This window comes from Rhizobium sp. BR 315, assembly GCF_050577975.1.
GTDB lineage: Bacteria > Pseudomonadota > Alphaproteobacteria > Rhizobiales > Rhizobiaceae > Rhizobium > Rhizobium miluonense.
In genome coordinates this window covers 12,144-31,657 of record NZ_JARWKZ010000058.1, presented here as the reverse complement: position 1 = coordinate 31,657, position 19,514 = coordinate 12,144, and the positions used below count along the sequence as shown (strand labels likewise).

Genomic DNA, 19,514 nt, shown 5'->3' with positions numbered 1-19,514 from the left:
CCATTGGGTACTCGACGTCACCTTCAACGAGGATGCCGCCCGATCTCGAACCGGGCATGGACCAGCCAACATGGCCGTCGTCCGACACTTCGCCATCAACATGGTTCGAAGCCATAACGACAAGCGCAGTATCAAACTCAGACGAAACAAAGCAGGCAGAAACCCACAATACATGGCCGAAATCATCCGAGCATGACTGTTAACCCGGATTCAGAGCCGTGGTTTCGAGGTGCCGCAGCGCGTCCATGATGATGGCCGCCGCGGGCGCCTCGCGGACCTCGAGAACCTTTTCACCGGTTGAAATGTGTTCGAGCCCGACAAAGCGGCCGTGTCCGAATTTACCAACTGTTTTATTTAGGAGCGGGATTGTGTCGATCAGTGCAACGTCATGGTCATCAATTGACACGAGATTTCCGTCGATAAACCCCAGTTTGATCTCTACCGGCTGCTGCGCGGCAATGTTACGGGTCCAATCAAACGCCTCTTCCGGGATAGAAAAGTTCTCGGGATCGTCCAAAGGTCCAGACTCAAATTCCCGGCACCAGAGGTTTTCGTCCCCGCTCCACGTGCGATCCGTCACAAAAGTCAGTCCGAACTTGGAGAGGGCGGCGGCCTTCTGCTGCCGGCAAATCACCGAGCATTCATACGGACTGCCGAAGTTATCGGAGTCCACGCGATAGATTTCCGACGCGGTGAGCGACACAGCACCGTAACCTTTGGTCCTGATGGTCTGGGGTGCCTGAACAACCGCAATTTGCTTAGCACCCGAGGAAAAGAACTGACCTATCTGGGATTGGGTCCAATATTGCGCTCCTTGCCCTTTTGATGCGCCGCGAACAAAAGCGAGAATCCCATCCTCGGTGGATACGAGATTCCACATGCGGCTCTACCAGCTCGCAGTCCACACCATCAACGGCGTCGTCATGGCAGGCGAGACGCTGATGCTCGTCGTACCGGAGGCAGATGATCTGACCGTCGAAGCCCGGGTGGCCACCCGTGACATCGACCAGATCCACGTCGGGCAGTTGGTCGAGATCCGCTTCAGCGCCTTTAACCAGCGCACCACGCCCGACGTCGAGGCGGAGGTCGTGACGGTCGCTCCCGACCTCGTAACCGATGAGCGCACCGGGGCCACCTATTATCCGCTGCGCATCCACCCCGATCCGGAAAGCCTCGCCAAGCTCAAGGGCCTTTCGCTCTACCCCGGCATGCCCGCCGAGGTCTTCATCAAGATCGCCGACCGTACCGTCATCTCCTACCTGACAAAGCCGCTCACCGACCAGATGCAGCATGCGTTTCGGGAGGATTGAGCAGCGCGTGGCTGGAGCGGCGAGTAGGTATCGGCGAATGAGGTGGGCGCCTCGGGCGGGGCAGCGGTTTTTAAGAACGATGCGTTCCGGGGGAATGCTTCGTCGGCGTATGGGGGTTCGCAGCGCCTCACGTGCAGGCTGTGGCTCATATGTAATTGGGGTTAGGACAGGAGCAGTTCAAAATCCTGCGCTAAGGACGAATGGATCATGAACATCGGTTATTGGCCTCTGAGTAGCAACGGTACAGAAAACCTAAGCGATCGGGCGGTTTATGGTGAGGTCAATCCTTCTCTACTGTGCGTCCTCCAAACTGGTACCGGAAGTCTTGACCCCTGCAGAACGGTACAGCCGTAACTGCGCACAATCGAAGAGAGAGGAATCCCAAGATGCCGCATCCAAGCCAGACCGGAAAACCAAGCCAGACGAGCGACGACTGGTGGATTAACGACCAGACGCCCGACAACCCATATGGCAAGAGCGAGGATTATGAGTCCTTTATCGACCATCTTGGGTCATTGCCCAGTTGGCTGACGCCCGAGATCGCTGCGGGAACGGTGAGGATCAATCTCTACGAACTCAACAACCACCCGGAATACAAGGCCGCCGCGATCGGCGCCTTAGAGATGTGGGCGTCTGTCACACCCCTGAAATTCGAAATCATCGACGACGCGCCGTTCGACGGCACCACGGACCAGATTGAGGTTGTCAGCCCCGAACTTGGCGAGGAGGACGATGGCATGGCCTATTCGAACGGTCACCATGTCAGCATCGGCCAGGGTTTCGACGACAAGGAAGCCCACAAGACCGATGTCGGCGGCTATGTCTTCCAAGCCTTCATGCATGAATTCGGCCATCAATTCGGTCTGAATCATCCTGGAGACTACAATTACAGCGGTCCCGACGGCGCGAGCCGATCACCTATCGGAACGATGCGACCTGGATATATGATCGGTGGCAATACAGCGTCATGTCCTATTTCGATAGCAACGCTGTCGGCGAAACCAGCCTCTGGTTTGCGTCGACGCCGCTTATGGCCGACATCGAGGCCTTCATTCGCCGCCTTTTTTCAACCGTTGACGCGAATGGAGTGCGCACCTACCAGCACATCGACCTCAACACAGAGAACAATATCTACGGCTTCGGGAGCCCACAGCGTAGCTACCAGCTGACCTCCTCTGGCAAGCAGCATGACATCGGCTTCGCGATCCATGATACCGGCGGGACCGACACGATCGATTTCTCCGGCTCGACGGCGGGTACGATCCTCGACTTGCGCGCCGGACATTTCTCCAGCGTCAACGGTTGCAGCAACAATGTTTCGATCTTCGCTGGACACAACGCGGATGCGACCGACTATTACGTCGAGAACGGCATCGGCAGCAGCCATGACGATGTCCTGATCGGCAACGACGGCGCCAACGTCCTCGACGGCCGCGGCGGCGCCGACCGCATGGCTGGCAACGGCGGCGACGATATCTATTTCGTCGATTCCCCGGACGACGTCATTCACGAGAAGGCCAACGGCGGGAACGACACCGTCATCCTCCTGTCCAAGAACCTGAAAATTCCGCAAATCGCCAACGTCGAACACATCATCTACGCCGACGAATTGCCTGGCAACGATGGCAACATCCTCTGTGGCGGAGCTGGCGAGGACACGCTGACCGGCGGCGAGGGTCAGGATACATTCCGCTTCTCGCCTGAGCTTGGGAACGGTAATGTCGAGCGGATCAAGGACTTCAGGGTGATCAACGACATGATCCTGCTGGACAGTCTCGTCTTTGAGAGCGGCGGTGGAGACGGCGCTCTCGCCTTGGGCGCGTTCCACGGGAGCGCGGAGGGCATCGCTCATAACGCAGGCGACCGCATCATCTACAACACCGATAGCGGCGCGTTGTCATATGACGTCGACGGAGGCGGAGAGCTTGCGGCCATTCAGGTTGCGCAGCTGACCCCAAATCTGAGGCTTTCGGCAGCCGACTTCATTGTCATCTAACTCGATACCAGGAGGGGCGCTTGCAGGCGCCCCTTCCGATACTACATTTGCAGTGGTTTATCTTTTCGAGCCCTTAGCTGAGCGGCAATCTCGCTACCGCAGGGCCTTGCGAGGCAATCATGGAGAGTGTGCGATGAAGCACCGGACCGACCGCCGCACAGTATTACAGGCCGTTGGGGCTGCGGCTGTTGCGGCGGTCGCCGGACCAGTCGCTGCTCAATCGTCGGATATTCGCGGCACGGTCACGTTCGAGGGCGGCGCGGTGATACCGAAGGGTCGTCTTGAGATTTATCTCGAGGACCGTGCCATTCAAAATAATGCGCGACGTCGCGCCACGGAAACGCGCATCAGAAGCGACGGCGGGTCAAAGGCGATAGCCTTTTCCTTGTCCCTGCCCGCAAGCTCGGCTGCTTCGAGAACGCTGCAGATCGTCGCGCGCTTGGAGCGTGCGGATGGCCTGCTGGTTGCGCGCGGGAGCACCCAGCTCAAGGCGGCTTCGCCTGTCGACGTCACACTCAACATCGTGATGTATTAAGGGGGCAAGACCAATGACTGACGACAGAACTCGTCTCGAAAATCGATGTCGACAGGTGACCGCCTGACTCGCGCGTAGACACTGGCTAATAGCGGCAGGCTTTGCTCCACCAAACTGGCGCACCATCAAATCCCAGGTTGAGAGATCGATCTGCGGGTGAGGGCACCCAAGGGCTAGGGACTTTGGTTGTTCGGCCGCCTTTCAGAAGGGGCGTGTGAGCTGCTCATAGGTCCGCCGGTACAAGGCGTCGCCAAACAGCCGCAGGACAGCGTTCCGGATCGCACTCGAACCCGGCCTAAGTTTATCGCAAGCGCGCGATTTCTCCTGTACCCAGCAGACGCGACCAAATTTCAAGGGCGGCTACCCGCTTTCCGACGTCACGCGCAGAGCGCCTGCCCCATCTGGCCGGACCGATGCGTCACTCATTCTCGTCAGGTTGCTTCGAGCACCATGTTGAGGGGCGTCTGGGCTGCACGCCGGATATGAGTGAAGCCGCCTGAGCGGATCACCTCGGCCAATCGCCGCTCTCCAGCTTGCGCACCGAGCGCGAGCCCTGTCTCCTGGGCAAGCGAGGTCGGAACGCAGATCATCGTCGAGGCTGAGTAGTAGAGCCGTCCAACCGGATTGATATTCTCCTCCAGGGTATCTCCGGCCGTTGGTTCGACCACCATCCAGACCCCGCCTTTTTTTAACGCCTTTCGGATATGAGCCGCAGCGGCTTTCGGGTCGCCCATGTCGTGCAAACAGTCGAAGCAGGTGATCAAATCGAAATCTCCGCCGTCGAAATCCTGCGCCCGGCCAACCTCGAAGTGCAGGTTCGTCAACCCGTGTGCCTGGGCGTGCGCGATCGCAGCGGCAATCGAGCCTGCATGGAAGTCGTAGCCCACAAAGCGGGAATTGGGAAACGCCTGCGCCAGAAGGATCGTGGATAGCCCGTGCCCACATCCGACGTCCGCCACCTTCGCGCCCGTTTCCAATCTATCGATTACACCGTGGAGTGCCGGCAGCCAGTCCTGCACAAGGGAATTAATATAACCTGGGCGGAATAGTCGCGCGACGGCGCAGAACATGCAGCCAGCCTGATCTCCCCAGGCAACGCCTCGGCCGGTTTTGAAGGCGGACTGCACCTTCGGCTGGTTTTCGACCATCGCAGCAGCGATATCGAACGCGCCAACGAGATTGACCGCGCTGTCCGGCTCGGCAAACACGAAGGCCTGCTCCGGCGTCAGCGAGAACAATCCTCGCTCATGATGCACATAACCTGAGGCTGCCTGTGCCGCCAGCCACTCCCGCACATAACGAGGTGCGCATCCCGAGGCATCGGCAAGTTCGTCGGCCTTCACCGGCCCGACTGCCTTCAGCGTCCTGTATAGCCCGAGAGCATCTCCAATCCGTACCAGCGGCACGCTGAGCGCTCCGCCAAGGTCGTCAAGGACGCGGCTCACGAGTTCATTGAGCGTTGTTTCGTTGATTTCTGTCATGTGAAATTCCTCGTGATTTGTGGCGGCCTCATGCGCCGCTTGTGGTTCAAGGGGTCGGAAACAGATGAACTCGATGCCCTCGATTTCGGATGTATGCACCGCCTACGCTTTGCGTAGACGCTCATCTAGAACCTGCGCATCCCTCTAACTGCATGGCCTTCTCGCACGACAGTAACGCGTAGACGCTTGCGGTGCGCAAACTGGGCGGTTTAATCGCCATCCGTTTTCAGCGAATAATGCCGCCGATGGTACCTCCGTCGCGCTCTTGGGTTTAGCCCCCCGGCTTCTTCTGAGCACTACTCGTGCCAATCAGGTCGCCCCCGCAACCGTCCGAGATTGCGGATGTTTCATCGGGGGGGTGTAGGGTTGCGGACATGTCGTGTCGCAATCCGCCCCCGATCAGTGCCACGATGAAGAGGAAGTTTTGGGAGGGGCGACAACAAATGGGCGAAGACGGTATTAACGAACGCCCGGATCTCGATGCAAGCTGCGGGTCTGAAAGCCGAGGAACTGAGAATGGCCAACACTGATCTAATTCCGGCATCACTGCTCGCACGCAAGGCTGTCGTATGTCTGCGGCAGTCACAACCAGAGGTCATGTCTAACTTAGAATCATAAGCGGCCGAAGAATTCGTTTTTCTTTCCCAACCTGATTTCGCGATTCAAAGGTGCAGACGGACAGGCTGGTTGCGATTTCGCTCACTGGGGCGACCAGCCATAATCCCCATCGGCCTCCCCAACGCGTGCACTGGGTTGGACGCCGGGCGATCAACGGCCAATATAAAGTTTGTAAGGCGCTTAAGAAAATGACTGCCCTCAGAGCTCGTATGTCGATCAGTCCCCGCACTTCGGCGTCAGTTCTTCAGCACCCATCGTGCCATGCACGACAGATTGCGTTTGAGAAAATTCTTCCGATAAGCCATCGCTCAAAACAGTAATTCAATCCATTTTGCTCGGAAGATTAGAACATCTTCGCCTTTCTAAAAGCTACTAAATATATAGGGTAAATTATCTAATCAATCGGGACTCGTGGTCATCATGAACATCCTCGCGCTGAGTGGCAATGTCAAAAGACCGTCCCGCACGGCGTCCTTGGTGAAGGTCGCCGCCGATCGCCTGCGGCAGCGCGTTGGTGGCCACGTGCAGTGCATCGAGCTTGTCGATGCAGCACCGGTGCTCTTTCGGGCGCTCAGAGCTGATCAGCTCGATACCGAGGGCAGGGCGGTCATTGCCGCGGTGGAAGGAGCCGATATCATCATCGCCGGATCACCCGTTTATCGGGCGTCCTACAGCGGCGCGCTGAAGCATCTGTTTGACCTTGTCGATCATCGAGCGCTGACGGGCAAGCGCGTCGTCCTCGCCGCAACCGGCGGCACGCCGTTGCATGGCCTGATGCTTGAGCACCAATTGCGGCCGCTCTTCGGCTTCTTCAATGCGCTGACCGTCCCGACCTCGATCTATGCGCTTGAGGCCGACTTTACCGATCACGAGCTCAGGAATCCTGCCGTCCTCGAGCGCGTGGATCGAGCCGTCGAAGAGGTTTCTGAAATCACGCCGGCGCTCGACATCGGAGCGATCGCGGCCTCGGCAAAACACAGCGGATTGGCAGCTTAGCCATAGAACGAAATTCCAGAGGGAGCCTTACATGACTTTTTCCAATGCCTCAAACGATCCGGTCAAATTTGCCTATTGGGTGCCGAATGTCTCGGGAGGACTGGTGATTTCGAATATCGAACAGCGCACAAGCTGGACGATCGAATACAACAGAAAGCTTGCGCAGATCGCCGAAGCGAGCGGTTTCGACTATGCCCTAAGCCAGATCCGTTTCACGGCAGGCTATGGAGCGGAATTTCAGCATGAGTCCGTTTCGTTCAGTCAGGCCCTTCTTGAATCGACGACGACATTGAAGGTGATCGCAGCGATCCTGCCTGGTCCTTGGAATCCGGCCGTTGCCGCCAAGCAGATTGCCACCATCAATCACCTGACCAACGGGCGCGTCGCAGTCAATATTGTCAGCGGCTGGTTCCGCGGTGAATTTGCCGCCATTGGCGAGCACTGGCTTGATCATGACGAGCGCTATCGCCGCTCGGAGGAGTTCATCCGTGCGCTTCGCGGTATCTGGACCGAGGATAATTTCACCTTCCGCGGCGATTTCTATCGCTTCAACAATTATTCGCTGAAGCCGAAGCCGATCGATCCGCAGCCGGAAATCTTCCAGGGCGGCTCCTCACGCGCAGCTCGCGACATGGCGGCGCGTGTGTCGGACTGGTACTTCACCAACGGCAATACGCCGGCCGAGATCCGCAAGCAGGTTGACGACATCCAATCGAAGGCCAAGGAGAATGGCCATTCAGTGCGGATCGGGGTGAACGCCTTCGCAATCGTGCGCGAAACCGAGGAAGAAGCCAAGGCAGTGCTTGCCGAGATCATCGAGAAGGCCAATCCCGAGGCGGTCAATGCTTTCGGGCATGAAGTTAAGAACGCCGGCAAGGCGTCGCCGGAAGGCGAAGGAAACTGGGCGAAATCTTCTTTCGAAGACCTCGTTCAATATAATGATGGCTTCCGCTCGAACCTCATCGGCACGCCACGGCAGGTTGCCGAGCGGGTTGTGGCGCTGAAGCAGGCGGGTGCGGATCTGATTCTGCTGGGCTTCCTGCATTTCCAGGAGGAGGTCGAGTATTTCGGCAAGCATGTGATTCCGCTGGTTCGTGAGCTCGAAGAGGCCGCCAGCACGCAGCCAGTGGCGGCCGAATAGGCCTCGCTGCAGCAAAATACCTCGTAAAGTGAAACATGATGGGTGCGTGGGCCGATTGGTCCACGCCGACGGGATTGGCGTGCCATGTTCAAGCCGCGCCCGAGCCGAATGGAGGACACTGAATGCCTGCCGCGACCTATTCCCTTGACGTGCTGGATCCCGGTACGCTGCGGGACTCCGGCGACCAGATTGCCCGCGCGTTGCCACCGGGCAAGACCGGCGGCATCCCGCAGCATGACGAAGAGACCCATGCTCTCTCTTTGCATGGCATCAGCCTGTCATTCGGTGGCGTCGCTGCCTTGGTCAATGTAGACCTTTCTGTTGAGCCGGGGGAGATCCGGGCGATTATCGGTCCAAATGGCGCAGGCAAGAGTTCGCTGATCAACGTCATCAGCGGTGTCTATCGCTCGAACCATGGCCATGTTCGTATCGGCTCCAACACCTATCGTCATGTGCCGACGGAGCGATTGGCATCGCTTGGCGTTGCGCGCACGTTCCAGAACCTCGCCTTGTTCAAGGGCTTGAGTGTCACTGATAACGTCATCGCCGGTCGAGCCTATACCGTGTGCTCGACCTTTGCCGAACAGATCCTCGGGCTTGGCCGCGCGCGCCGCGAAGAGGCGGATGCACGCGAGCGGGCGGCCCGTATTCTCGAGTTCCTGCATCTGGGCCAGGTCAGCCATCGTCTCGTAGGCACGCTGCCCTACGGACTGCAAAAACGCGTCGAGCTCGCCCGCGCCCTGGTGGCGGAACCGAAGATCCTGCTTCTAGACGAGCCTATGGCGGGGATGACGGCGAGCGAAAAGAACGACATGGCCGACGTCATCCGGTCTGCCCGAGATCTGTATGACACGACGGTGATCCTCATCGAACACGATATCGGCGTGGTCATGCAGCTTTCCGACCGGATCGCGGTCCTCGATTACGGCCGCAAGATCGCCGACGGCAGCCCGGACGAAATTCGTGCCGACGAGCGCGTCATCGACGCCTATCTCGGCGTCGTTGCGGAAAACGAGGATGGGGAGGGCATCTGATGGCAGATTTCGACTGGCCGTTTCTGATCGAAGTGCTGGTTGGCGGCCTGCTGTCGGGCGTTATGTATTCGCTCGTCGCAATCGGTTTCGTGCTGATCTACAAGACGTCGGGCGTGCTTAATTTCGCTCAAGGGGCAATGTTGCTGTTTGCCGCGCTGACCTTTGTCAGCCTTCTTGAGCGTGGCGTTCCCTTTGCCTTGGCGCTCGTCATTACATTCGCTGTCATGGTGCTGATCGGCATTGCCATCGAGCGTACCGTGCTGCGACCATTGACCAACAAGCCGCCGATTACGCTTTTCATGGCGACGCTCGGGCTCTCCTATATCATCGAGGGGGCGGCTCAACTCATCTGGGGCACGCAGGTCCACGGTCTGGAGCTCGGGATCGAGGATGTTCCATTCGACATTGGCGGCGTGTTCATCAGCCAGTTCGATCTTTTTGCGGCGGCAGTCGCTGCTGCGATGGTGGCGGCGCTGTCCGCCTTCTTCCGCTACACCCGAATTGGGCTGGCATGCCGGGCTGTAGCGGACGATCAGTTCGCTGCGCTTGCAGTCGGACTGAAACTGCCCTGGATTTGGGCAACGGTCTGGGCGGCTGCCGGTGTCGTGGCGCTGGTGGCTGGCCTGCTATGGGGCGCGCGGCTCGGCGTGCAGTTCTCCCTGTCGCTGGTGGTGCTGAAAGCGCTGCCCGTTCTCGTGCTTGGCGGCTTTGATTCCATTCTGGGTGCGATCGTCGGCGGCCTGCTAATCGGCGCGACAGAGAAGCTCGCGGAAGTCTATATCGGCGAATATTTCGGCGGCGGCATCGAAGGTTGGATTGCCTATGTCGCAGCACTCGCCTTCCTGCTCATCCGCCCCTCCGGCCTGTTTGGGCAAAAGCTCGTGGAAAGGGTCTGATATGGCCGTCGTTACCACCGATCATCATCCCACACGGCTTTTCAGCCGCTGGATGACGCCGATTGCCATCCTTGCCGGCGCCTATCTCGTGGTTCCCTTTGTCGGTTCGACCTATTTGTTCGAGGCGATCCTTTTGCCGTTCCTGGCGCTCAGCCTTGCCGGCGTCGGGCTGAATCTGCTTACCGGCTATGCAGGCCAGGTCTCGCTCGGAAGCGCCGCCTTCATGGCCGTCGGTGCCTTTGCTGCTTACAATTTCAATCTGCGCGTCGATGGCCTGCCGTTGATCGTCAGCATCCTGCTGGCCGGCCTTATGGCGGCGGTGATCGGCATCGTCTTCGGCCTGCCGAGCCTCAGATTGAAGGGCTTTTATCTTGCGGTGTCGACGCTCGCCGCGCAGTTCTTCGTGCAGTGGGCTCTCACCAAGTTTAGCTGGTTTTCAAACGACTCTGCCTCCGGGGTCATTGATGCGCCGCCTCTGACGCTTGCGGGCGTCGAGTTTACGGGCCCGGCAGGTCGCTATCTCTTTTCACTTACGATCGTGGTGGTGCTGACCTTCCTGGCGCATCGGCTGACGACCTCTCAAACCGGGCGCAACTTCATCGCCGTTCGGGACAATGAGATCGCGGCGCGCATCATCGGCGTGCCCGTACTGAGAACCAAGTTGCTGGCCTTTGCGATCTCCTCTTTCATCATCGCGGTTGCGGGAGCGCTTTGGGCCTTTGCTTACCTGAGGACCGTCGAGCCGGCCGGCTTCAATCTCGACCGATCGTTCCAAATCCTTTTCATCATCATCATCGGCGGGCTTGCCTCGACGCGGGGCGCCTTTCTCGGCGCCGCCCTGATCGTCGTCTTCCCGCTCGTGCTATCTCGATTGGGCTCGTTCCTGCTCGGTGATGTTTTCGATTCCGGCGTGCTCGACATGAGCCAGCGCATCGTGCTCGGCGCCTTGATCATTCTGTTTCTGATCCTGGAACCGGACGGGCTTTCCTCGCTTTGGGGCAAGATCCGAAGGCGGTTGGGCTCTGCCATCGACAGGCCGGCCTGACCAAGCCGGGGCACAAGCTCCGCAAACATCAAACCCATCGCTCATTCAACCCAGTTCCGGCCATCACACCGGACAATACCCGGAGTGTATCCAAACATGACCATGCTTGCGAAATTGAAGGCCGCTGTCATTGCGGCTGGACTAGCCGTCTCGGCCGCGATACCGGCCGCCCATGCCGATGAACAATATTTCCCGCTGCAGAGCTATCGCGTCGGGCCCTATGCGGCCGGCGGCACAGGTTTCTTCGGTGGTTTTATCGATTATCTGAACCTCATCAACACGCGGAATGGCGGCGTCAACGGCGTCAAGCTCACCTGGTCGGAAGCGGAAACGCAATACGAGGTTGAACGCGGCGTCGAGGCCTACGAGCGTCTCAAGAGCAATCCGAATATTGCCGCCTGGAACCCGCTTTCCGTCGGTATCGCCTATGCCATGATCGACCGCATCACGCAGGACAAGGTGCCGTTGATCACCATCAACCATGGTCGCACGGATTCCACTGATGGCCGCGTTTTCCCCTATGTCTTTCCGCTGCTGCTCAATCCCTATAGCGAGACCTCGGGCATCGTGAACTACATCGCCTCGAAGCTCGGCGGTCTCGACAAGCTGAAGGGCAAGAAGATCGTCGTGCTGTATCACGGCTCGCCCTACGGCAAGGAAACGATCCCGATCTATGAACTCTTGTCGCAGAAATATGGCTTCGAACTGCAGCAGATCGAGGTGCCGCATCCCGGCAATGAGCAACAGGCGCAATGGCTGACGATCCGCCGCGCCAAGCCGGATTACGTCGTCCTGCGCGGCTGGGGTGTCATGAACCCGGTCGCCCTGAAAACCGCGGCCAAGACCGGCTTTCCTGCCGACCATATCATCGGCAATGTCTGGTCGAACTCGGAAGAGGACGTGATCCCGGCCGGCGACGCCGCGAAGGGATATACCGCCATCACGACCCAAGCCTCCGGCACGGAATATCCGATCGTCCAGGAGATCGTGAAGACGCTCTATGACAACGGCAAGGGCAATCTGGAAGACAAGAAGCGCATCGGCTCCGTCTATCATAATCTCGGTATCGTCAACGGTATCCTGAACGTCGAGGCGATCCGTATTGCCCAGGAAAAGTTCGGACATCGGACTCTGACGGGCGACGAGGTCCGCTGGGGCTTCGAGCACCTGCAGCTTGATCCGGCTCGCGTCGAGGCGCTCGGCGCCAAGGGCCTGTTCCATTCCATAAACGTCACCTGGGACAATCACGAGGGCAACGGCTACGTGACCTTCCAGCAGTGGGACGGCAAGAAGTGGAACGTCGTCTCCGATTGGATTGCGCCGGACTGGGCACTGCTCCGGCCGATCATCGAGAAATCCTCGGAAGCCTACGCCAAGGAAAAGGGCATCAAGTTGCGCACGTCCGAAGACGCACAGGCCGTGACGAACTGAGCCCGGTGGCTGGGCATCGGCAGCGCGGTCCTGCTGCTGTCTGCCGGTGCCCGGCTCGCATACGAAACCACACTGAGATTGGGTGGACCATGGCTGGAAAAGACGTTCTGCTGAGCGTGGACGGGATCAAAGCGACCTACAATGGAGCAATCACGGCGCTTCACGGTGTCAGCTTCACACTGCGCCGCGGCGAGATTCTGGCGCTGCTGGGTGCCAATGGCGCCGGCAAGACGACGACGCTCAAGGCGATTTCGAACCTGCTTCCAGCCGAGCGCGGCGAGATTACCGCCGGCGGCGTCCTGTACGAGGGCCGCGACGTCACCACTGCAACGCCGGCCGAATTGGTGCGCGCCGGCCTCGTGCAGGTCCTTGAGGGCCGGCATTGCTTCCGCAATTTGACCATCGAGGAAAATCTCGTTTCCGGCGGCCTTGGACGGAGCGGCTCGCGCTCCGAGATCGCCGCCGATCTGGAGAGAATATACACGATTTTTCCCCGACTAAAGGAGAAGCGCCGCGCGCTGGCCGGTCTTACCTCGGGCGGTGAACAGCAAATGGCGGCGATCGGCCGTGCGCTGATGTCGCGTCCAAAGCTTTTGGTGCTCGACGAACCGTCCATGGGGCTGGCGCCGATCGTCGTGCAGGACATTTTCCGGACGTTGCGGCGGCTGAATGTTGAAGGCGGTCTTTCCATTCTCGTTGCCGAACAGAATTCGGCGATCGCCCTGCGTTATGCCGACCGCGCGACAGTCCTCGAAAACGGCGCTGCAGTGCTTTCGGGAGATGCGGCCGAGTTGCGCGGACGCGACGACGTCAAGGCATTTTATCTCGGTCAGAAATCCACACCGGCATCCATACCCGCCACAACAAGCCTCCCACAGGCCTGATCGGCCGCCATCGTCAACCAGGAGAATCCATCATGACGCTCTCACAGGTCAATACCGAAAATGCCGTCAAGGCTGTGCCGGCGGTTCCTCGTCCGGCTGAGCCCGCCCATGTCATCAAGGACGATGCCGAGGCAATCGCTGTTGCCCGCCGGCTTGCGGCCGAATTCGTGAAGGACTCCGCCAAGCGCGATCGCGAACGCATTTGGCCCGTCGCCGAGTTGGATGCCTTTTCGCAAAGCGGCCTATGGTCGATCAATGTGCCAAAGGCCTTCGGCGGCCCGGAGGTTTCGTACGCCACGCTTGCAAAGGTCATCGAAATCATATCGGCGGCGGATTCATCGATCGGTCAGATCGCCCAGAACCATCTGGGGGTCGTCGCTGCCATCCGGACTGTATCGGATGTCGCCCAGCAGAAACTCCTGTTTGCCGAGGTGCTGAAAGGCACCCGTTTCGGCAACGCTTTTTCGGAATTCGGTTCCAAACGGGCGGTCGATTTCGAAACGCGCTTCAGCGATGCCGGCGACCACGTTGTCGTCAACGGGCGCAAGTTCTATTCCTCCGGCGCTCTGCTCGCGCATCTTGTGCCGATCGTCGCGCTCGATGACGAAGGGCGGGCCTGGTATGCGATTGCCGAGCGGGATGCGCGGGGGCTCACCGTCATCGATGACTGGTCCTCGTTCGGGCAGCGCACGACGCTGTCCGGCACCGTGCTGCTCGACAACGTCAAGGTGCCGAAGACCCATCTCGTGCCTGGATACAAGGGCTATGAAGTGCCGAGCGCAGATGGTGCGATCTTCCAGATCATCCAGGTTGCCGTCGACACCGGTATCGCACAGGCCGCCATTGACGAGACGGTCGCCTTCGTGCGCACCAAGAGCCGGGCATGGGTGGATAGCGGCCAGGATCATGCCTGGGAGGATCCCTATACAATCCAGGCCGTCGGCGACCTGACGCTGCGCCTGCATGCCGCGCAAGCGCTTTTGGAAAAAGCCGGCTATGCAATCGACCGCGCCGTACTGAACCCCAATGCGGAGACGGTCGCCGAAGCGCAGATCGTCACGGCCGAGGCCAAGATCCTATCGACCGAAATCGCGATTGCTGCGACCAACAAGCTGTTCGAACTCGCAGGCACTCGCTCAACACTCGCCGAGCACAACCTCGATCGCCATTGGCGCAATGCGCGCACCCATACGCTCCATGACCCCGTGCGCTGGAAATACGCCATTCTTGGAAGATATTTCCTGAATGGCGAAAATCCCCCGCTGCATGCGTGGAGTTGACGATCCGCAAAAGTCTCTTGCGCCGTCACGGCGTGAGAGACCTCAAGGTTCGTGGCAAAGTGAACCAAATGCGGCCTCTGCCAAACATATGTCGGAGGCGTTGACGAATAAGCCAATATGATCTGCATTATCAAAAGCCGGAGCAGCCGATGGCGCGCATGGATTCGTCTTCGCGCCGCATTTACCTCCTGGCGGCTTTGACGAATTCGTCGGAAAGGTCGTGCCGCTTTTGCAGGAGCGGGGCGTGTATCCGCACCGAAGGCGGAGAAGAGACGCTCCATGCCAACCTCGGCTTGCCTAAACAGTTGCCGGCGGCTGCCCCGTCAGGCTTGGCGGCGGTGATATGAATGATGACGGCCGCCGGCTGTTGCGAGATCGCCAGCGCTTTCGCTGCGACATCCGGCCCTTCGACACGAAAGGCTCTCCTTTTTAAGGGGGTACTTTGGTCAGGCGGCCGGTTCAACCGACAGTCGCTGTCGTGAGTCGGTTCAGAGATTGCTCATCTCGCCATCGAAACCGATTTTTATTGACACTTACCGGCCCCGCCACTGAGGTTCTAGCGCATTTGGCGCCACAGTTGACGATTTGGCACGGTTCTTGAGTCTCGCTTTGGGATCGATCACGGTGACAAGCGCATTGTCCCTTCCGAACCTCTCGCCGGCTCAAGACTCCACCTAGGAACCGCACGATGCAAAACTCGGCCATGAACACGGAATATCCAGCCATCTCAAACCGCGAAAAAGCATGCCTCGCATGGACTGCGAAAGGTAAATCATCGTGGGCGATCGGGAAGACATTGAGCATATCGGAGCACACGGTAAATTTTCATCTTAGGAATGCCATGCGAAAGCTAAACTGCAGCAGCAGAATGGCTGCTGCATTGAAAGCTGTTGAGCTCGGAATCATTGGATGGCATTAGGAATCTGTAATTCGCATCGGGAAGTGCAGGACTAACCGGAATTCGAGTAGAGGGTCGATGAACGAGAAATATCTTCCCATCGCACCAGCAGGTCAGAAGCTCAGAACGCAGGCGGAGCTCGCCTTAAACCCCCTCCGGCGGGGGGCGGGTATATTAACTTCTGCCTTATCGAATCGAGAAATGGGCAGGTCTCCCCGACTTATGAAACTATCTTGCGGCTATCAAGTTGGGCTTGAGGTCAATATTGCTGAACTCGTTCGAAGCTAAATAAGAGATCTTGCGCGGGGGGCGGATCACTGTCACGGGAAGCGGTTTAGGTATGCGAAAAGAACACGCCGGTACGCATGCGAGATGCTCGCCTCGGATCTGGCGACGAAGCAGTTCACTCCCTTTGTCATAAGACTGAGGCGGGTATGGATGCGCCCGAGCTTCTCTAGCGAGGGTGACGGCTCGGAGGAACAATCCCGCCCACTCCTCGGAATTCTCGTGCTTGCACCGTGTCCAGTCGTCATTTGAGGCCGCCATGGGCAAGACCTGCAACGAGATAACGCTGCAGGAAGAGTGCCACCAGATAGACTGGTGCGATGCCCGCGAGAGAAGCAGCCGCCATCTGTCCGAAATTGACCAGCCGATCCCCCTGGAAGAGCGAGATGCCGACGGGAAGCGTGCGCGTCTCGTCGGAAAAGGTGAAGGCGGAGGCAAAGAGGAACTCGTTATAGGCGAGGACCGAGACAATGATCAGCGTCGCCACGATGCCTGGCACAATGATCGGCACGACGATATGGACAAGGATCCGGAAGGGGCCGGCTCCGTCGACTGCTGCCGCCTGTTCAATCTCCAGCGGCATGCGCCGGAGAAAAGGCGTGAGAAGCCAGAAGGCGACGGGAATATTGGCAAAGCCGTAGAGCATCACAAGTCCGGCATGCGTGTTGAGGAGCCCGGTTGCCTTGAGAAGATAGAACAGGGGAATCAGAGCCACGATCGGTGGCGCCATGTAGCTCGACAGAGTGAGATCACCGAGCCACTTGCCACCGATGCCGAGTCGCAGCACGGCGTAGGCGGCGGGGAGGGTGAGCAGCAACGTCAGGGCGCCGGCGAGCAGCGATACGGCAACGGAGTTGGCTATGAATCCTGAAAGACAGGCAGCCTCGAAGGCGGCCGGCCAATTGTCGAGCGTCGGGCTTGTCGGCAGGAAGTGCCCGCTCAGCACGTCGTCTTTGGTCTTGAAAGAAACCGAGATGAGATACGCGATCGGCAGAGTGAAGAAGATGAAGATCGGCGCGGTCGCGGCAACGAGCAGAATGTCGGAGCGGTTGATCTTCATGCGTCTTTCCTCTCGAGATGCTGGTGAATGCGGATGACGGGCCAGAGCACTGCGCCAATTACCAGACTATAGATCAGGGTCTCGGCGGCGGCGCGGGCGACATCGAACTGTTCCAATGCGCGGCGATAGATGGAGAAGCCGGTCGTCGTAGTGGCAAAGCCCGGACCGCCGAACGTCAGGACATAGACGAGGTCGAAGACCTTGAAGGAGAGAATGAGCTTCAGGAGATAGATTGAGGAGAGCGGCGCCGCCACGAGCGGAAGCGTGATGTGCCAGAAGCGTTGCAGAGGTGATGCTCCATCAATGATCGATGCCTCGTGGACGCCTTCGGGAATGGTCGAAAGGGCGGCGAAGCTAAGGATGACGACGAAGGGCGTCCATTGCCAGACATCGGCAACCGCGATCGCGAACCAGGCAAAGACAGGATCGCCCAGGAAGCTTACGGGCGCGTCGACAATGCCAAGGTTCAGGAGCACCCCGTTCAGGAGCCCTCCGGCCGGCGCGAGGATCAACTTCCATGCGACTCCCACCATCACCGGCGGCGTCATGAGCGGCAGCAGGATCAGGCTTACCAGGAACCGTCCGGCCTTCAGGAGCTGGCTGAAGAGCAAGGCGATCAAAAAGCCGATAGCCAGCTGGGTACTCGCCGTGATGAAAGCATAGGCGATGCTCTTGGTCAGAGAGGTCACAAACAGCGGATCCTGGAGGACGTCCCGCACATGTCGCAATCCGACAAAGCTGCGGAAGGGTTTCCCGAGCGTGCTTTTGCTGAGCGCAAGGGCCACCAGGAAGAGTGTGGGATAGACCAGGGTCGAGGCGAGCCCGAGCAAGATCGGAGAGATCCACAGCCAACCGATGACCCGGTGTGCCGAAATACCGTGATCTGCCGTCGTTGAGGCGGCGCGTCTTCGAGCGGGGGGGAAATCGATCGCAGTCATGTCATCGTGCCTGTGGTCTTCGTCGTTCTTCTCTGGAAAGGCGTGCCCCCTCGGCCGCGAGCCACGCCTTTGGGACTGGTGTACGACGTCCGCAGGTGGGCCGGGGCTCAATGATCAGCCATTGGCTTCGATGATGTTCGTCCAGGACTTATGGGCATCGGCGATCGCCTGTTCGGCACTTTTGGTCCCGGCAAGGGCGAGGGAGAGTTCATCGGTCAGCGCGTTTTCCAGCTTCGGGGCATAAACGGCCGTGGGCCAGGCGAGGCTGTTTTCAAGTGCACCGTCTGCCAGCAGCGGCTGGACGAGCGGCTGGAAGGCCTTGAACTTTTCGGAGTTAAGGCCGGAGTGACGGTCGGGATCGATACCGGAGCCGGTCAGCGTGAGCAGTTGTTCGTGGTAGCCCTTGCTGGTCGCGAGCTTGATCAGTTCCCAGGCGACGTCCTTGTTCTTCGACCCGCTGGTGATTGCGAAGCCGAAACCGGCGTTGAAGGCAAGACGCGGTGTCTTGTTGGCGCCACCGACTGGAATGCGGGTGACGCCCCACTTGTCGACGATCTTCGAGCCCTTGGGATCCTGGGCGTAGCCGCCGAGGTCAGTCCAAAAGTCGATCTGGGCGGCCTTACCGCTGAGGAAGGCGGGTAGACCTTCCTCGAAGCGCGTCTCGAGCGGCGTCGGCAATGCATGCGGTGCGGATGCGAGGAGCGACTTCAGCGCCTCCACGGCTTCGGCGCTGTCGAGGGCCGAGGTGCCGTCTGCTTTCAGGAAGTTGCCGCCAAAGCCGGTGAGGCGGTTGGCATAGGTCGACAGGATGATCACCGGGATCTTCGCGCCCAGGACTGCAGCACCGTAGATACCGTTCTTGGATTCCGCGTCGGTGATGATCTTGGCGTTTTCATTGTATTCGTCCCAGGTCGTTGCTGGCTTGAGGCCATAACGATCGAAGAGTTCCTTGTTGTAGAACAGAAGGTGGCTGTCGCCGTCATAAGGCAGGCCATAGCGACGGCCTTCATGCAGCGTGTACTGGTCATAGATCGTCTGGATGAAGTCGTCGGGTTGGATTTCCGCCTTGTCTTTCTCGATCAAGTCAGTGACGTCCTCGATCACGCCGTCCTCGGCCAACTGGCCCTTGTAGGTATAGAAATAGTCGATGACGTCGAATTCACCGGCTCCAGATTGAAAGTCGAGGGTCGCCTTGACGCTGACCTGGTCGTAGGGAACGGCGGTTACGTTGACCCTCGCACCCGTAAGCTTCTCGAAATCCTCGGAGATCTTCTTGCCTGTGACGACATGCGGCTGAATGATCAGGAGATTGAGGGTGTGTCCGGCGAACCGATTGCCTGCGGCCAGGGCGGAGGACAAGACGCCCGATGAGAGAAGAGGAAGCGCTCCTGATGCCAGCATGGTCTTCAAGACCGTGCGGCGGCGATATGCTTGGTCGATGATGGGGTCGGACATGAATTGATCCTCGGTTGCGATGGTGCGGGCCGCAGGAATGACCACGGAGCGGTATTCCGTGTGGCACCCGCGTCGGCCTTTGGGGGATCATTCGCCAGATAACTCCTGCCGTTAACCAACAGGAATTTAAAGTACACAAAAAACATAGAATTTCTTTTCGGCGCGACGCTTCGAGCGGCTAGAGCCGAAGTGGCGACGCACGAGCGGATGCTGTCAAATAAGGCCGATCAG

The 19,514-nt window shown here is 59.0% G+C and carries 16 protein-coding genes and 2 pseudogenes; 13 read left to right on the top strand and 5 right to left on the bottom strand.

Annotated elements, in window-relative coordinates:
* On the top strand, positions 1–196 hold a 196-nt coding region (locus tag QD409_RS30670; protein ID WP_430764526.1), incomplete at its 5' end, for a transposase.
* Positions 197–199: 3 nt separating this feature from the next.
* On the opposite strand, the gene QD409_RS30665 is transcribed toward QD409_RS30670, so the two are convergent.
* A complete protein-coding gene (locus QD409_RS30665; RefSeq protein ID WP_004119915.1) occupies positions 200–880 on the bottom strand; it encodes an argininosuccinate synthase domain-containing protein in 681 nt (226 codons plus the stop codon).
* 1 nt (position 881) lies between these two features.
* On the opposite strand from QD409_RS30665, the pseudogene QD409_RS30660 reads away from it, so the two are divergent.
* The 3 genes and pseudogenes from QD409_RS30660 to QD409_RS30650 all read left to right on the top strand — a co-directional run.
* Positions 882–1,310, top strand: a pseudogene (locus tag QD409_RS30660) (HlyD family secretion protein); the annotation flags it as partial.
* A gap of 386 nt (positions 1,311–1,696) precedes the next feature.
* A pseudogene (locus tag QD409_RS30655) lies at positions 1,697–3,114 on the top strand (M10 family metallopeptidase C-terminal domain-containing protein); the annotation flags it as partial.
* A 325-nt stretch (positions 3,115–3,439) separates the two neighbouring features.
* On the top strand, positions 3,440–3,841 hold the full coding sequence (locus tag QD409_RS30650; protein ID WP_004119921.1) for a twin-arginine translocation signal domain-containing protein: 402 nt from the start codon (positions 3,440–3,442) through the stop codon (positions 3,839–3,841).
* Between the two features lie 431 nt (positions 3,842–4,272).
* On the opposite strand, the gene QD409_RS30645 is transcribed toward QD409_RS30650, so the two are convergent.
* Positions 4,273–5,322: a class I SAM-dependent methyltransferase gene (locus tag QD409_RS30645; RefSeq protein ID WP_004119923.1), complete on the bottom strand. Its 1,050-nt coding sequence runs from the start codon at positions 5,320–5,322 to the stop codon at positions 4,273–4,275.
* A 1,038-nt stretch (positions 5,323–6,360) separates the two neighbouring features.
* Between QD409_RS30645 and msuE the strand changes: the two genes are divergently transcribed.
* The 9 genes from msuE (at position 6,361) to QD409_RS30600 (ending at position 15,566) form a co-directional block, all read left to right on the top strand.
* Positions 6,361–6,936 (top strand): FMN reductase, encoded by a 576-nt coding sequence (msuE, locus tag QD409_RS30640; protein WP_028755187.1) that lies wholly within the window; start codon positions 6,361–6,363, stop codon positions 6,934–6,936.
* A gap of 31 nt (positions 6,937–6,967) precedes the next feature.
* Positions 6,968–8,077, top strand: a complete 1,110-nt coding sequence (gene sfnG / locus QD409_RS30635; RefSeq protein WP_004119927.1) for a dimethylsulfone monooxygenase SfnG — start codon at positions 6,968–6,970, stop codon at positions 8,075–8,077.
* 122 nt (positions 8,078–8,199) lie between these two features.
* Positions 8,200–9,111 (top strand): ABC transporter ATP-binding protein, encoded by a 912-nt coding sequence (locus QD409_RS30630; RefSeq protein WP_004119930.1) that lies wholly within the window; start codon positions 8,200–8,202, stop codon positions 9,109–9,111.
* Positions 9,111–10,007 (top strand): branched-chain amino acid ABC transporter permease, encoded by an 897-nt coding sequence (locus tag QD409_RS30625; RefSeq protein WP_004119933.1) that lies wholly within the window; start codon positions 9,111–9,113, stop codon positions 10,005–10,007. The genes QD409_RS30630 and QD409_RS30625 overlap by 1 nt, the downstream gene beginning before the upstream one ends.
* Position 10,008: 1 nt before the next feature.
* The gene (locus QD409_RS30620; protein WP_004119936.1) at positions 10,009–11,052 is read left to right on the top strand and encodes a branched-chain amino acid ABC transporter permease; all 1,044 of its coding nucleotides are present in this window, start codon (positions 10,009–10,011) and stop codon (positions 11,050–11,052) included.
* A 96-nt stretch (positions 11,053–11,148) separates the two neighbouring features.
* On the top strand, positions 11,149–12,483 hold the full coding sequence (locus tag QD409_RS30615; protein ID WP_004119939.1) for an ABC transporter substrate-binding protein: 1,335 nt from the start codon (positions 11,149–11,151) through the stop codon (positions 12,481–12,483).
* An 89-nt stretch (positions 12,484–12,572) separates the two neighbouring features.
* Positions 12,573–13,367: an ABC transporter ATP-binding protein gene (locus QD409_RS30610; protein WP_004119942.1), complete on the top strand. Its 795-nt coding sequence runs from the start codon at positions 12,573–12,575 to the stop codon at positions 13,365–13,367.
* 32 nt (positions 13,368–13,399) lie between these two features.
* Entirely contained in the window at positions 13,400–14,647 is a 1,248-nt protein-coding gene (locus QD409_RS30605) for an SfnB family sulfur acquisition oxidoreductase (RefSeq protein ID WP_004119945.1), read from the top strand.
* Between the two features lie 688 nt (positions 14,648–15,335).
* On the top strand, positions 15,336–15,566 hold the full coding sequence (locus tag QD409_RS30600) for a response regulator transcription factor (protein WP_004119948.1): 231 nt from the start codon (positions 15,336–15,338) through the stop codon (positions 15,564–15,566).
* A gap of 508 nt (positions 15,567–16,074) precedes the next feature.
* Here the strand turns inward: QD409_RS30600 and QD409_RS30595 are convergent.
* The 3 genes from QD409_RS30595 to QD409_RS30585 all read right to left on the bottom strand — a co-directional run bounded on the left by QD409_RS30595 (position 16,075) and on the right by QD409_RS30585 (position 19,283).
* Positions 16,075–16,890: a carbohydrate ABC transporter permease gene (locus tag QD409_RS30595; protein WP_004119950.1), complete on the bottom strand. Its 816-nt coding sequence runs from the start codon at positions 16,888–16,890 to the stop codon at positions 16,075–16,077.
* The gene (locus QD409_RS30590; protein WP_015341969.1) at positions 16,887–17,828 is read right to left on the bottom strand and encodes a carbohydrate ABC transporter permease; all 942 of its coding nucleotides are present in this window, start codon (positions 17,826–17,828) and stop codon (positions 16,887–16,889) included. Before QD409_RS30590 ends, QD409_RS30595 begins: the two co-directional genes overlap by 4 nt.
* Before the next feature lie 114 nt (positions 17,829–17,942).
* Entirely contained in the window at positions 17,943–19,283 is a 1,341-nt protein-coding gene (locus tag QD409_RS30585; protein ID WP_004119956.1) for an ABC transporter substrate-binding protein, read from the bottom strand.
* Positions 19,284–19,514: the final 231 nt, after the last annotated feature.